This window comes from Acrocarpospora corrugata (genome assembly GCF_009687845.1).
Taxonomy (GTDB): domain Bacteria; phylum Actinomycetota; class Actinomycetes; order Streptosporangiales; family Streptosporangiaceae; genus Acrocarpospora; species Acrocarpospora corrugata.
Map to the genome: position 1 here is coordinate 300,964 of NZ_BLAD01000037.1, position 14,603 is coordinate 315,566.

The window sequence follows — 14,603 nt, forward strand, 5'->3', positions numbered from 1 at the left end:
TTATTGATCTCTCGCGGATGCGGTCAATCTTGGACGGCATCTGATCGCGGTCTCAGTCCGGGACGGCTAAGGCCATCGCTGGCTCGATCCAGCCACTCGGACAGCAGGGCGCGTTCGGCGTCGGTGAGCATTGTCAGCTTCGGTGTGACGGCCCGGAATGCGACAGCGGCCGCGGTTGCGCTGTCTGAGGGAAGTGTTGGGACGTCGGTGAGGATCGATCGCATCACCGTTTCGTACATCGCGTCTGCGAGGTCGAGGTCCCGGTGTTCTGGCGGAGTGGAGAGCAAGGTGATGACGGCGCCGGTGCCGGCGGCGTGGATGAGTTCGATGGCGCGCCTTTCCGGGACTCGAAGTCGGCCGATTGCCGCGATGCGGTGCACCCGGGCGCGTAGAACTTCCAGGCCGGCGGCCGCCGCCGGGGAACGAGCCCCGCGGCTGGGATCGGTGAGGAGACCGAACAGCGCTGCGTTGGCGAGTCCGAAGCCGATATGCGTGTCCCACCCTGCCCGCAGGTCTGCAATCGGGTCGCCGCTGTCCTCGACGAGGGTCTTTCCTGCGACGTAGGTGGCGAAGACGTGTTCGGCGACGGCGTCGAGCAGCGCGTCCTTGTCCTCGAAGAACCGATAGATGGTCGGCGCCTGCATTCCGGCCGCCTGCGCGACCGCGCGGGTGGTGACCGCGCTTGTGCCCTGCTCACGCAGGAGCTGCGCCGCGCACTCCACGATGTTCGCTCGCGTCTTGTGCCTGCTGGCGTTGTCCGACCTCACCTCTGCCACGCTGCCAAAGATAACGCACTATTGCTATCCATGTTGCTAACGCTGATAGCATCTTCATCATTCCACTGTTAGCAGGAGGGGCTAGATTATGATCGTCATTACCGGCGGCGCCGGCCAGCTCGGTTCCCAGATCGTTGATCGGCTGCTCGATCGGGTCGCGGCGGACCGGGTCGGTGTGAGCGTTCGTGACACCGGCCGCGCCGCTGACCTGGCCGCACGCGGCGTGCGCGTACGGCGCGGCGACTTCACCGACCGCGACTCCCTCGCCGATTCGTTCGAGGGCGCAACGCAGGTGCTCATCGTCTCGACCAACCAGTCGGGCGAGGCAGCGGTTGCTCAGCATGTCGCGGCGATTGACGCCGCTCGCGATGCCGGTGCCAAGCGCATCCTCTACACCAGCCACCAGGGCGCGGCCGAGAATTCGGTCTTCGCACCGATGCCCGACCACGCCGCCACCGAGGACTACCTGTCGAAGACGGGCACACCATTCACGGCGCTGCGGAACGGGTTCTACGCCAGCACCGTCCGGCACCTACTCGGCCGGGCGCTCGAAACCGGCGAACTCGTCGCACCGGCCGACGGGCCCGTCTCCTGGACCACGCACGCCGACCTCGCCGAAGCGGCAGCGATCATCCTCACCGAGGAGGGCCGATTCGATGGTCCCACCCCGCCACTGACCGCACCGGACGCGCTCGACCTCACCGACATCGCCGGCATCGTCACCGAACTCACCGGACGCACCATCCGCCGCGTCGTCGCCGACGACGCCGAGTGGACAGCCACCATGATCGGACACGGCGTCCCCGCGGATCAGGCGAACATGCTGCTCGGCATGTTCCACGCGGCACGCCGCGGGGAGTTCTCCACCACCGGACCGGAGCTCGAGAATCTCCTCCAGCGCACAGCCACGCCGGTCCGTTCGGTGTTGGGGGTACTCACTACCCGGCCGTGAAATCTCCTCTCGATGTGACACCCTGGGGTGTAGCGGTTCCATGCTCCGCCCGCGTCGGTGGCTGCTCGGGTGGTGATCTTGCCGTGGAACCAAGGGCCTGGGCGCCGATGGATACAGCGCATCCGCATCCTGGTGAACGAACTGCAGACCATCGCCCAGACCATCGCCCAGACCATCGCCCAGACCAACGATCGAGGCCTACTACGAGGCGGCAAGCACGGGTACGGTCACCACCGCTTGGCCGGAACGAGTTCGGCGGCGCGGCGGGCACCGGCCATCAGCCGCGGCGCCTTGCTCGACGCCGAGCCTTGCTCGACGCCGAGCCTTGCCCTACGCCGAGCCTTGCCATTGCGGTACGCAGAGCACAGTCGTCATGCGGCGACACTACAAGGACGTGTTCAGTTGCTCCTGCGAGGTACGGCCGTCGCCCGCCGTACCTCCAGATGCCTGGAACCGGTCAGTAAGCTGGCCACCATGGAGATCATCAAGGGTGCGGGGGCGTGGGCGCAGTCCGCCGACGGGGCCGCCAACGACTGGGTTGAGCAGCTCAAGGTGCCGGACCTGTCCGTTGGGACCTACTGCATCCCGGCTGGCGGGGTCGACGACCAAAGCCCGCACACCGAGGACGAGATCTACGTGGTGACCGCAGGTCGAGCCCGGATCGTGGCGGCGAATAGTGAGGCGGAGGTCGGGCCTGGAGCGGTGATCTTCGTGCCGGCTGGTGAGGAACACCACTTCGTGGACATCACTGAGGATCTGGCACTGCTGGTCGTATTCGGCCCGGCCTATGGCTCGCGCACCGGCTCCCGGGCCTGATGCGCCTCGGAGCGCTCCCTGGCGCGGTGGCCTTGGGCGTCCCCGTGACTCGATCTCACGTCAGCCGCCCGTCGTGCTGTCGATCGGATCGCGATAGCCGGACGCCTGGAGCCTGAATAGCCGGGCGTACAGGCCGTTCCGGGCCATGAGCTCGTCATGCCGGCCTACCTCGGCGAACACGCCGTCCTGAAGGACGGCAAGCATGTCGGCATGCCGGATGGAGCCGAGTCGGTGTGAGACGAGCACACTTGTCCGGCCGCTCCGCAAGGCCGCTATCCGTGTGTGGACCTCGTGTTCCGCCTCCGCGTCCAGGCCGGAACTCGGCTCGTCGAGGATCAGGAGATCACTGTCACGCCGCAGCATCGCGCGAGCAAGCGTCACCCGCTGCCAGTGCCCCCCGTGAACTCTGGGAAGTGCCTCACCGCCGGTGTCCCGAGCGGGCTTGGCGACAACACTGTTCGGCAGTACACCTGCAGCGGCAGTGACAGCCAAAAGTGGAGGGCCGTGCGTGTGTCCACCGTCAACGGCAACTGGGTCGAGTTGGTCAGTGTGCAATGGGGCACCTGCCTGGATGCTCGCGGCTACGGCTACGGGAACGGAGTCGTCCTCCAGAACTACACTTGTCACGGGGACTGGAACCAGCGCTTCAATCCCTATTTCTGAGCAGGCCCTCGCTACGTGACCATGGTCGGCCGGTCCGCTCCCATGCTTGGCCGGACCGGACCGACCGCCCGTGCTACCCGTCAGTGGCTTGGTCATGACGCCGATTCCGGCAGCCCACAGCACTGTCGGCCCAAGGATGTGCACGACGTATTCGGCTTGGATGGGCAACCTCGCCATCCACAGCAGTCCAACCATGGTTGTCAGCGCCCCGCCGATGAGCACTGCTGGTAGACCGAGAGAAAGAACAGCGTCGCGGTCATGACCGCGCCGATCAGTGCCGTGATCGCATTCGCGGTGACGAGGCTGCGGCGCTTGAAGACGGCGAGCGGGATCAGCGGGACGCGGCTGCGTCCTTGTGTCACGGCGATGGCGCCGCGAAGGTCGCGGAACAAGATCGCCGATGCTGCCAAGCAGGTCACACGGGCCGGTCTGTCAGCTGCTCCGGATCGCATCGTGGAGGAGCTGTCGTTTGGCTTCTGGGTTTCGCTGCTTGGATCAGGTAACAACTATGACCAGCACCTCTGGCGGCCGGCACTGTATCGGGCGTTCCCGGGCTGGCGAGGCAGGCGTCGTGACCTGCATCTCAAGCTCGACTACCTCCGCGTGCTGCGCAACAAGATCGCGCACCATGCTCCGATTCATCACCGGCATCTGACCGTTGACCACGATCGAGTCCTGGAGTGCTTGGGCTACGTCGACGCTGGGCTGGCCAGATGGTCGGCACAGTCGAGTAACGGAGGTCTTTCCCGCCCCTAGGCGGGAGGCCATGTGCCAGCGGTTGAACAGCTGCGGTCCGCCGGGGCCGATGGCACATGTCTCTCGGCCCCGGGCCGGCCTTTCCTCCTGCCGGGTCAGGAAGGGGCGCGAGCTGCCTCCACCTGGGAGACGAGTTCGGCCAGCGTCGGGGTCTCGAAGAACGTGTCGAGGGTGAGTTCGACTCCCAGGCGACGGTCCACTCGGGCGATGATTTGCGTGATCGTGAGTGAGTGGCCGCCCAGGTCGAACAGGTCGTCGTCCGGGTGGACCTCGTCGATGCCCAGGACCTCGCACCAGATGGCGGTCATCACCGCGAGGATCTCGTCGTCGGCGGGGCCGGTCGGTGCGGCGACAGAGGGTGCGCTGACCTGGGCCAGGGTGGCGGCATGGGGCTGGGGCAGGTCCCTGAGCCGGCGGTACGGCGCCGCCGCCAGTGCCGTCAGCAGCTCGGCCAGGTCGGACGCGACCAGGTCGGCGGAGGTCCGGTTCAGGCAGGCCGGGTCGTATGAGAGCCGCGCGCCGACTCCGTCCACGACCTGTACGTGCAGGGTGTTGCGGAGTGCGCCGTTGCCGGTCATCCACTCGACCGAGGTGGTCAGTCCGGCGAACTCGGGCTCTGGTGTGGTGCGTTTGCGGTAGCTGAGGGAGACCGGGGCGAGGGCGGCCCGGGGGGTGATGCCGGTCAGCGCCCGCGCGATCGGGACGCGGCGGTGGCGGTAGATCTCGCGGAGTTCGGCGCGTACGGTCCTGGCGAGTTGGGCGAAGGTGTCGGTGCCGTCGGGGGTGGTGAAGACGGGGAGTTCGTTGGCGTACAGGCCGATGGTGTTCTGGTCGGTGGTGGTGCGGGTGGAGAGGTCGACGGCGACGGTTTGGGGGCCTGGGTGGTAGCCGTACAGGAGGGTGTGGAGGACGGCGACCAGGGTTTCGAAGCGGGTGATGCCGAGGGTGTCGGCGAGTTGGCCGAGTTCGGGGTCGAGTTTGAGGTCGAGCGCGTCGGCGGGGGTGGCGCGGAGGGAGAGGGCGGTGAGGCCGGGGAGGGCGAGTTCGGCGGGGTCGCGCCAGCGGGGGCGCCAGAATTCCGTGGCTGAGGCCACATCGGCCACATCTTCAATCTCGGCCACATCGGCGACAGTGGCGACGGCGGCGGGTTCGGTGGGTTTGATGGATGAGGATGGCGGCTCGGGTAAGGGAGTGCCGCTGTAGGCCAGGGCGAGGTCGTGGAGCAGGAGGTCCTTGGAGACGCCGTCGAAGATCGCGTGGTGGGCGACGATCAGGAGTTCGTGGTCGGTGGGGCCCGCTGAGGTCAGGATGAAGCGGATCAGTGGGCCGGTGGCCAGGTCGAACTCGATCTCGGTGGGGCCGGATTCGAGGGCGGGTGGCGTGGACGCGGGGACGAGGCCGACCACTCCGTCGCGGTCGGCGAGGGCCTTGCCCAGCAGGGGATGGCGGGTCACCACCGCGGCGCAGGCGGTGGCGAGGGCGGTCCGGTCGAGATCTCCCGTCAACCGGATCATTATCGGCATGTGGTGGGCGCGGGGGTCACCTCCCAGCCGGTCGGTGACCCACATGCCGTGTTGTGCGGGGGAGGCCTGCGCCCAGATCAGCGACGAGGACATGTCACTCGCTCTCCTCGCGCGGCGTCCCGAGCAGGCCGCGCAGTTCGGTCTTGAGGATTTTGCCCGACTGGTTCTTGGGGAGCGTGTCGAGCAGCATGTAGTGCGCGGGGAGTTCATGCCTGGCCAGCCGGGTGGACAGGAAGGCGCGCAGGTCGGGCAGGGTGATGGGGACGGTGGTGACGACGGCTGCGGCCACCGCCGTGCCCAGGGCCGGGTCTGGGACGCCGAAGGCGGCGGCCTCGACCACGTCGGGGTGTTCGTACAGGGCGGCTTCGACCATGATCGTGGAGACCTTGAAGGCGCCGGATTTGATCACGTCGCTTTCGCGGTCGATCAGGTAGAGGTAGCCGTCCTCGTCGAGGCGGCCGAGGTCGCCCATTCGGACCCAGCCGTCCTTGAAGACCGCGTTGGTGGCGTCGCCGTCGCCGACATACGAGCGGGGGGCGGCGCCGGAGCGCAGCCAGACCTCGCCGATCTCGCCGGGCGGGAGCGTTCCGTCGCCGATCCGTAGACCGCTCCCGAAGGCGGGGCGGCCGAGGGCGGCCGGGCGGTTCGGATCGAAGATCATCACGGTCTGGGCGGGGGCGGCTTCGGTGGAGGTGTAGTAGTTCGTCACCGTCGCCTTCGGGAACGCTTTGGTCAGGCGCAGGGCGAGGGCGGGTGGCAGGGCGGCGGCGGCGGAGCCGAGCAGCAGGACCGAGGAGAAGTCGTGGCGGTCGGGGGCGCCGGCGGCGAGTAGTTCGTTGGCCATCGTGGGGACCAGGAAGACCGTGCCGACGCCGTGGGACTCGATCAGGCGGGCGAACCTGGATGGGGTGAAGACCGGCGGGACGAGCATGGCGGGGACGGTGTCCAGGGCGTTGAGGAGCATGGCCTGGCCGGCCTGGGTGCCGATCGGGAAGGCGTGCAGGAAGTGCTTGGAGTGCCGGAACATCCGGCGGGCGGGCGGGCCGCCCCGGCCGAAGCCCAGGTTGGCGTGGGTCGCGCCGACGCCTTTCGGGCGTCCGGTGGTGCCGGAGGTGTAGAGGATCTGGGCCAGGTCCTTCGGCTTGGGGCCGTCTGGGGTGTCGCCGTCGGTGGTTTCCAGGTCAGGGAGCACCGCCGTCCAGCCCTCGATCTTGGGCGGGTTCAGCCGGGAGGCGTGCACGACGCCGACCGCGCCGCAGTCGCGTACCAGGAACTCCAGCTCGGCTTCGGCCAGGCGGTCCGAGAGCGGCACCGCCACCGCGCCGGCCAGCAGGACTCCGAGGTAGGCCACCGCGTAGTCGGCCCAGTCCCGCGAACCGAACAGCAACGCCACTCGCTCGCCCGGCCGGGCGGCCAGTCCGCGCGCCACCGCCGCCGACCGCCGTTCCCAGGCCCCGAAGGTGAGCGAGTCCACGCCCGCGACCTCGATCGCGACCCGCGCCGGATCCTCCGCGGCACGAGTCCTGAGCAGCTCAGTCAAGATCACGAAGCCACCTCCAACTCGCTCAGGCGCGCGCCCCGGAATGCCGACCCGACCAGGGTTCTGAGTAGCTCGCCCGGATGTGCGCTCCGGAACGCTGATTCGACGAGGGTCCTGAGCAGCTCGGTGAAGATCACGGAGCTACCTCCAGTTCGCCTGGGCGTGCGTCTCGGAACGCTGATTCCACTACGAGTTCCTCTACGGCGCGCAGCAGTCCGACGATACGGCTCTGTGGGAGGCGGCAGGTGTCGGCGCTCAGACCTATCGACAGGATGCCACTCTGGCGGGTGACGAAGAAGCAGAAGTCGCAGTTGAAATGGTCGACGCCCGGCAGCCATTCGATTCGGGACGAGGCCACCGAGGTGCGGACCGCGTCCTCGCCCGGTGAGCTGTCGGGCAGGCCGCTGTGGTCGACCGGGCGCAGGTCGTTGAAGCAGCATGACGGGTAGACCTTGACCTCGCGGTCTGCGCTTACTCGCGCCACCATTTCGTCCCAGGCCAGCTGGTCGTACTGGGCGTGCCGGTAGGCGCGCATCGCTTCTGGCTGGGTGGTCTCCAGGGTCTCGGCCAGGGTGGCGTCGGGGTCGGTGGTGAGGGTGAACAGGCCGAGTTGGCTAAGTGTGGTCACCAGGTCCCGGGTCTCGGGGCGGAACCGGTTGTGAACGATCGGGGTGATCGCGCAGGTCTCGTGCGGGACGATCGTGCCGATCAGCGAGGTGGCCGCGGTGAGCAGTACGGTCGCGGTGCTCATGTGGTGGCGGGCGGCCACGATGGTGACCGCGTCCTCCAGGGCCCGGGACTCCAGCAGCGCCTTGCTCCAGCGCGGTGAACCCGGTTCGGCGACCAGGTCGGGGAACATGGTCGGCGGGATCTTGCGGTAGCCCGCCTCCCAGTGCGCCAGTGCCCGCTCTGACCGGTTCCTGCCGACGCCGGACTCCTGCTCGGCGACCAGGTCCAGCAGTTGCTGGGACGGCGGCCGGGTCAGGCTGCCGCGCAGCAGCAGCTGGCGCAGGTCGCGCAGGACGATGTCGGCCGCGTATCCGTCGGCGGAGGTGTGGCAGAGCACCACTCCGACCTGCCGTACCGCGTCGTCGCAGGTGATCAGCCCGATCCGGAGCGGCCACTCCTCGGCCAGGTCGAACGAGCGCGCGGCCAGATCCAGGACCAGGCCCTCGGCCGCCTTCTCCGCTTCCTGCTCGGTGGCGGCCTGCACCCGCGTCTGCACCCATCCGTCGGCCGACACGATCTGGAACGGCCTGCCGTCCTGGTCGGCCGAGATCCTGGTCCGTAGCGAGTCGTGCCGCCCGACCAGCGCGACCACCGCGGAGAGCACCTGGTCCACGGTGTACGGGCCGCGCCCGCGCGGCATCGCCAGCACCCGCCAGATGTTGAAGTAGTGCGCGTTCGCGGGACCGGCCTCCCGCATCGCCTCCCAGATGGCCCGCTGGCCCCAGGCGAGGCTGGCCCGGCCGGCCCGCCCGCCGGTGAAGCGCACCCGCTCGGTCACCGCAGCCTCCCGGCCACGTCCGCGACCAGGTTGGCGAAGTCGTCCACCAGGCCGGGGTCCACGTCCACGCCGAACTCGTCCTCGATCGCGTCGACCAGCCGGATCAGGCTGAGCGAGGTCACGCCGAGCGCGGCCAGCGAGTGTTCGCCGGCCAGCACGTCGTCGGCCGAGATCTGGTCGTCGGTGGCGGCGGCCACCATGACGGCCAGTCGTCCAGGAAGCGTGGTCTCCACGGAGTCCTGCACCGGATTCACCTCCAGGTCTGAGCTGTCTGTTAGGGAGCGTCGCCGAGCAGCCGCTCGGCCTCCTCCTCCGGCATCGCCGCCAGCTCCTCGCGCAGGCGTTCCTCCAGGGCGGTGGCCACGTCGGCCACCGTGCGCCGGGCGAACAGGGTGCGCAGCGGCAGTTCTATGCCGGTGATGGCGGCGAGCCGCACGCTGACCCGGACGGTCATCAGCGAGTGGCCCCCGATCCGGAAGAAGTCGTCGTGGACCCCGATCGGGTCGCCGGGGCCGAGCACGTCGCTCCAGACCTCGGCGACCAGTTCCTCCGCGTCGGTCCTGGGCGCGACGTACGCCGGGCGGCCGGCGCCGGGCAGGCCGTCGGGCGCGGGCAGGGCGCGGCGGTCGACCTTGCCGTTGGCGGTCAGGGGGAGGGCGTCCAGGCCGGCGAAGAGGGCCGGGATCATGTACTCGGGGAGGCGTTCGGCCAGGCGGCGGCGGAGTTCGTCCTGGTCGCCGGGGGGCGGCACGACGTACGCGACGAGGATCTCGCCGTGGACGGCGGCGACGGCCTGGCGGACGCCGGGGACGGTCTCCAGGACCGACTCGATCTCGCCGAGTTCGATCCGGTGGCCGCGGAGCTTGATCTGGTTGTCGGCGCGGCCGATGAACTCCAGCGTGCCGTCGGGGCGGCGGCGTACGGTGTCGCCGGTGCGGTATAGGCGGGCGCCGGGCGGGCCGTACGGATCGGGGACGAAGCGGTCGGCGGTGAGCGCGGGGCGGCCGTGGTAGCCGAGGGCGACGCCGCAGCCGCCGATCAGGAGTTCGCCGGGGACGCCGATCGGGAGCGGGTCGAGGTGCTCGCCGACGACGTAGCAGCGGGTGCCGCCGATGGGGGAGCCGATCCTGATCTCGCCGGGGTCGGCCGGGACCTCCCAGGCGGTGGACCAGATCGTGGTCTCGGTGGGGCCGTAGACGTTGACCAGGCGGCCGACGCGGGGGCGCAGTTCCCTGGCCAGCGCGGCCGGGAGGGCTTCGCCACCGGCGAGGGCGACCAGGGCGGGGTCGCGGAAGCCGGTGTCGAGCAGGGCGCGCCAGCCGGAGGGGGTGGCCTGGGCGTGGGTGACGCACTCGGCGCGGATGAGCCGGGCCAGCCCGGGTGCGTCGTTGGATTCGGCCAGTACGACCGTGCCGCCGCTGACCAGCGGCAGGTAGAGCTCCAGGGCGGAGATGTCGAACGAGAGCGAGGTCGCGGCCAGCCAGACGTCCCCCGGCCCTGAGCCGAGGTGGGCGGCCATCGCGGCGAGCAGGTTGGCGAGCGCCGAATGCGGGACGGTCACGCCCTTCGGCAGACCGGTCGAACCCGAGGTGTACAGCACGTAGGCGGGGTCCTCCGGCGACGGAGGTGATTTCGGCGCGGTCGCTTCGGCCCGAGGAGCCAGGGGCGGCGCGGTCGGTACGGCCCGTGTGGCCAGGCGCTGTGCGGTCTGCGGAGCCAAAGGCGGCGCGGCCGGTTCGGACTGCGGGGCCAGGGGCTGCGCGCCGGAGTCGTCGAGGACGAAGGCCAGCCGCGCGGGCGGGTATTCCGGGTCGAGCGGGACGTAAGCCGCTCCCGCGCGCTGGACCGCGAGCAGCGCCACCAGCAGTTCCGTGGAGCGGGGGAGCTGGATCGCCACCAGGTCGCCCCGGCCCGCCGGGATGCGCGCGGCCAGGTCGGTGACGCGGCGGTCGAGTTCGGCGTAGGTCAGCCGGTCCGGGCCGCAGACCAGGGCGAGCGCGTCCGGCGCGGCCAGGACCTGGGCGGTGAACATCGCGTCGAAGGTTCCGGAGACGCCGGGCGCGGCCTGGTTCCAGCCGTGCACCACCAGGTCGAGTTCGTCGCCGCGCGGCGCGGTGAGCCGGGACAGCGGGATCTCCGGCTCCCGGATCACCTGCTCCAGGATGTCCTGATATTTCGCTACATATCGGGTGATGGTCGTAGCGTCGAACAGGTCGGTGTTGTAGACCGCGAGCATGCCCTTCTCCCACACCGCGAAGCGCAGTTCGTGGGTCGCGTGCGGGAACTCGGGTTCCACGTGCTCGGTCTCGATGCCCGGCAGGGTCAGCGTCGGATTCGCCAGGTTGAACAGCCCGAACATCGCCTGGAACAGCGGCGTCCTGCTCTGGTCGCGGGCCACGTCCAGGGCCGTCAGCAACTGGTCGAACGGCACATCCCCATGCCGGTACGCCGCCAGCAACCGTGACCGGGTCCGCCGCAGCAACTCCCGGAACGTCGGATCCCCGGACAGATCCCCGCGCAGCACCAGCGTGTTCGCGAACAAGCCGATCAGCGGCTCGTACTCCACCCTCCGCCGCCCGGCCGTCGCGAACCCAATGGATATGTCGGTGCTCCCACTCCGCCCGGACAACAACGCCTGATACGCCGCCATCAGCACCATGAACGGCGTGCAGCGTTCCACGGCCGCGAACTTATCCACCGCCCGCAGCAGCGACTCGGGCAGATCACGCTGCACATGACCCCCGGCCGTGGTCACCACCGCCGGGCGGGGCCGGTCGGCCGGCAGGTCCAGCGGCGTCGCGCCGACCAGGACCTCGGTCCAGTAGTCCAGCGACTTGGGCGCCCCCGTGTCGGCGTCCCGGACGAAGTCGGCGTACTGGGCCGGCAGCGGCGGCGGCTCCTCCCCGGCGTACAGCACGGCCAGCTCGTGCCGGAGCAGCCCGAGCGACCAGGCGTCCGCCACGATGTGATGCACGACCAGGCAGAAGGTGAACCGCTCCGGACCGGTCGCGATCAGCGTGGCCCGGATCAGCCGGTCGGCGGCGAGGTCGAACGGCCGCGAGATCCGGTCGGTCACCAGCCAGTCAGGCTCGGCCAGATCGACGAGCTCCAGCGCGAACGGCTCCGGTGAGTCGACGACCTGGACGGGGGAGCCGTCCCTGAGCGGGAAGCGGCTGCGCAGCACCTCGTGCCGGTCGGTGATCACGGTCAGTGCGGCGGCGAGCCGGTCCGGGTCCAGTGGTCCGGTTAATCGGGCGACGTGGAACAAATGGTACGACGGGTCTCGGGGATCGAGCCGGTGCAGGAACCATAAGCGTTCCTGTGCGAGTGACAAGGGGAGCATCGAAGCCCTTTGACCAGCGACTATTGGTGGGAACGCTCCCATCCTACGGGCCCCGACGTCAAGATCCGCAGGCGTGCGAAGGCAGATGCGCTGAGCGGTCGTGAAAGTTTCATCGGGTACGGCTACCGCACGCGGCAGCCGTACCCGACTAAACTAGATCACCCTGTCGGGAAGAACGAGCCGTAGTCGGCCAGCGCCATCGCGACGTCCGCCTGGGCCCAGAATCGGTGGTAGGTGAACGTCGGCACGGCGCCGCCGTTCAGGTAGGTCTGAACCTTCGGCCACTCGGGGTCGCTGGTCAGGAAGGAACGGATGCCGAGGAACGTCTTGCCCGGCACGATGGTGTCACCGTTGGGCATGACGCCGCTGTAGCCGGTCGGGATGTACAGGCCCTGCTGGTTGCCAGAGGACCAGACGTCGTCGAACCGGTTGTAGTCGGCGCGCGGCTCGGTCACCACGATGCCGCGGGAGTCCTTCAGCATGATCATGCGGTCCAGCAGGCCCTTGGCCGTGTTCTTGGCCGAGATGCCGAGCGTGCTGGTGGGCTCCTTGGCGGCGTAGTAGATCAGCGTCCGGGCGTACGCGGCCGCGACACCGACGTCCTGGGTGTAGTTGAGCACCGTGACGTGCAGGCCGGGGTTGTCCGCGGGCGTTCCGGTGGTGCTGCTGAAGCTGGCCGACGGTGCGCCGCTCCAGGACATGTCACTCGGGATCTGGTAGGTGTTGCCGGCGCCGAGCGTGGTCTGCGAGATGGCCCAGGCCACCCACTTGTCCAGCACCGACTTGGCCATCGTGTTGCCGGTCACGTAGTACAGCTCCGCGAGGCGCTGCACGCCCCAGCCCTGGAAGCCGAACCACTGGTTCGAGGGCGGGTCGTGGTAGACCGGGGCGACGTCGTACGTCATGCCGAAGAACTGCGGAGCGCCCGCCGGCCGGGCGGCGTACGCGCCGTCCCAGCTGTTGGTCGCGCCACCGGCGATGGCGCCTTCCGCCGACTGCAGCCACTTGTAGAACTGCACCTGCCGGGTGAGGCTCTGGTTCCAGTCGGCGGCCGCGGTCGGCGACTGCGGGCGCAGCGCCGTCGGACCGGACGGGGACAGCGCCCACGCGGCGAGCGGGTTCTGGTAGCCGCCGTGGTTGTGGCTGGAACCGATCCGCCACGACCAGGCGCCGTCCAGCGCGCCACCCCACGCGAAGTACCAGTTCAGCAGGTACGCCGAGCTGCTCTTGCCGCTACCCGCCGCACAGGTCGGCGCGGCGCAGCCGGGGTTCTTGAAGTACTTGTCGTACATCGCGTAGCGCAGGTAGTCGCCGAGCTTGGCGGCCTTGGTGAGGGTCGCCGAGATCTGGGACTGGTTGCCCTGCTCGGTCGCCCAGGTCAGCGCCCAGTAGGCGGCCTGGACGGCGCGGGCGTCGGCGTCGGGGGCGTTGGTGTAGCGCCACTGGGCGGCCGCGGTGCCCTGGATGAACAGCGGCTGGTAGCCCTGGCCGGAGGCGCCGTAACGCTGCGTCTCGCACGAGGGGTGCGGGACCGTCTCCCACACCGACTCCTGCGGGCCGCGCTGGTAGGTGTTGATGTAGGTGACCCGCTTGGTGTTGTCGCCGCACTCGGTGAGCGAGCTGCCCCGCCCGGTGCCGTAGCCGTAGACGTCGTCGACGTCGATCAGCCAGTGCATGGCGTACATGTTGCGGTTGCCGTACGTGCTGGCGAGCTCGTTCGCCAGCGGGTCCTGGCCGGCCACCACGGAGGTGCTGAGCGGCGAGGGGTACTGGCTCGGCTGGCCGAACTCGGGCGCGTAGTCGGCCGGGTCCGCCGGGTTGTAGCTGGTCATGCCGCCAGGCTGGTTGGCCGCGGACGGGATGATGTAGTTCTCCATCAGGGTCCAGGCGGCGTTGAACGGCGCCCAGTTCCTGGTGACGCGGCCGTACTGGGCCTCCAGCCAGAGCAGGAAGCTGAACGCCTCCGACGTGGTCTCGTGACCGTGGTCGGGGGCCTCCACCATGAGGGTCTCGATCGAGTGGTACGGGATGCCCTCGGGCGACAGGTAGCCGCTCGCGGACGCCTTCAGCTTGTCGTACTGAGCCTGGAACTCGGTCAGGTACGCGTTGGTGCTGCCCGGCTCGTCGTCGGCCTCGGTCGCGGTGACCGCGACGGTGGTGAGCCCGGAGGACGCCACGTTGATGGTGCGGGTGCCGTTGGTGTTGTCCGCGTCCTGCGCCGCCGACAGCGTCACGTTCTGGTTGGTGTTCCAGTTCGCGGTGGTGAAGGTGAGTGAAGCGCCGCCGGTCACCGTGATGTTGGTGTCACCGGTGGTCGCGGCCGTGGCGGTGACGGTCACGTTGGCCGTGGGCTGGACGGCCAGCCGCACGCCGAAGATGGCCGTCGCGCCCTCGGGCACGCTGAGGCTGGTCGGGGTGACGACCAGCGACTGGGTGGTGGGCGTGTCGTCGTCGAACTCGGTGGCGGTGACCGGAACCGTGGTCAGGCCGCTGGAGGCGACGTTGATGGTGCGGGTGCCGTTGGTGGTGTCGGCGTCCTGCGCCGCGGCCAGCGTCACCGTCTGCGGCGTCTGCCAGTTGGCCGTGGTGAAGGTCAGCGAAGCGCCGCCGGAGACGGTCAGGTTGGTGTCTCCGCCGGCGGCGGCGGTGTTGGTCACCGTGACGTTGCCGGTGGGCTGGGCGTTGAGCCGCACGGTGTAGCTGGCGGTGCCGCCCTCGGGCACGCTG

At 69.4% G+C, this 14,603-nt stretch carries 13 protein-coding genes; 3 read left to right on the forward strand and 10 right to left on the reverse strand.

Going from position 1 to position 14,603, the window contains the following annotated elements; translation table 11 throughout:
- Positions 1-23 precede the first annotated feature (23 nt).
- The gene (locus Acor_RS04590; protein ID WP_218034123.1) at positions 24-776 is read right to left on the reverse strand and encodes a TetR/AcrR family transcriptional regulator; all 753 of its coding nucleotides are present in this window, start codon (positions 774-776) and stop codon (positions 24-26) included.
- Between the two features lie 88 nt (positions 777-864).
- Here Acor_RS04590 and Acor_RS04595 point away from each other — a divergent pair, with 88 nt between their 5' ends.
- On the forward strand, positions 865-1,728 hold the full coding sequence (locus tag Acor_RS04595) for an SDR family oxidoreductase (protein WP_155335234.1): 864 nt from the start codon (positions 865-867) through the stop codon (positions 1,726-1,728).
- 474 nt (positions 1,729-2,202) lie between these two features.
- Positions 2,203-2,544: a cupin domain-containing protein gene (locus Acor_RS04600; RefSeq protein WP_155335235.1), complete on the forward strand. Its 342-nt coding sequence runs from the start codon at positions 2,203-2,205 to the stop codon at positions 2,542-2,544.
- Between the two features lie 60 nt (positions 2,545-2,604).
- On the opposite strand, the gene Acor_RS41980 is transcribed toward Acor_RS04600, so the two are convergent.
- Complete coding sequence (locus tag Acor_RS41980; protein ID WP_170316774.1) at positions 2,605-2,907, reverse strand: hypothetical protein; 303 nt, start codon at positions 2,905-2,907, stop codon at positions 2,605-2,607.
- Between the two features lie 500 nt (positions 2,908-3,407).
- Entirely contained in the window at positions 3,408-3,599 is a 192-nt protein-coding gene (locus Acor_RS04615; RefSeq protein WP_155335238.1) for a hypothetical protein, read from the reverse strand.
- Positions 3,600-3,660: 61 nt separating this feature from the next.
- Here Acor_RS04615 and Acor_RS04620 point away from each other — a divergent pair, with 61 nt between their 5' ends.
- Positions 3,661-3,963 (forward strand): hypothetical protein, encoded by a 303-nt coding sequence (locus tag Acor_RS04620; protein WP_155335239.1) that lies wholly within the window; start codon positions 3,661-3,663, stop codon positions 3,961-3,963.
- A 95-nt stretch (positions 3,964-4,058) separates the two neighbouring features.
- Here Acor_RS04620 and Acor_RS04625 read toward each other — a convergent pair whose 3' ends face one another.
- From Acor_RS04625 to Acor_RS04650, 7 genes are all read right to left on the reverse strand, one after another.
- Complete coding sequence (locus tag Acor_RS04625) at positions 4,059-5,579, reverse strand: condensation domain-containing protein (RefSeq protein ID WP_170316788.1); 1,521 nt, start codon at positions 5,577-5,579, stop codon at positions 4,059-4,061.
- 1 nt (position 5,580) lies between these two features.
- A complete protein-coding gene (locus tag Acor_RS04630) occupies positions 5,581-7,032 on the reverse strand; it encodes a class I adenylate-forming enzyme family protein (RefSeq protein ID WP_218034124.1) in 1,452 nt (483 codons plus the stop codon).
- On the reverse strand, positions 7,029-7,163 hold the full coding sequence (locus tag Acor_RS45340) for a hypothetical protein (RefSeq protein ID WP_281353144.1): 135 nt from the start codon (positions 7,161-7,163) through the stop codon (positions 7,029-7,031). The genes Acor_RS04630 and Acor_RS45340 overlap by 4 nt, the downstream gene beginning before the upstream one ends.
- The gene (locus tag Acor_RS04635) at positions 7,160-8,533 is read right to left on the reverse strand and encodes a condensation domain-containing protein (protein WP_155335241.1); all 1,374 of its coding nucleotides are present in this window, start codon (positions 8,531-8,533) and stop codon (positions 7,160-7,162) included. The genes Acor_RS45340 and Acor_RS04635 overlap by 4 nt, the downstream gene beginning before the upstream one ends.
- Positions 8,530-8,778 carry an acyl carrier protein gene (locus tag Acor_RS04640; RefSeq protein WP_155335242.1) on the reverse strand — a complete coding sequence of 83 codons (249 nt, stop codon included), beginning with the start codon at positions 8,776-8,778 and terminating at the stop codon, positions 8,530-8,532. The genes Acor_RS04635 and Acor_RS04640 overlap by 4 nt, the downstream gene beginning before the upstream one ends.
- 29 nt (positions 8,779-8,807) lie before the next feature.
- The gene (locus Acor_RS04645; RefSeq protein ID WP_170316789.1) at positions 8,808-11,867 is read right to left on the reverse strand and encodes a non-ribosomal peptide synthetase; all 3,060 of its coding nucleotides are present in this window, start codon (positions 11,865-11,867) and stop codon (positions 8,808-8,810) included.
- Between the two features lie 167 nt (positions 11,868-12,034).
- Positions 12,035-14,603: glycoside hydrolase family 48 protein (locus Acor_RS04650; protein WP_155335244.1), on the reverse strand; the 2,569-nt coding region annotated here is incomplete at its 5' end.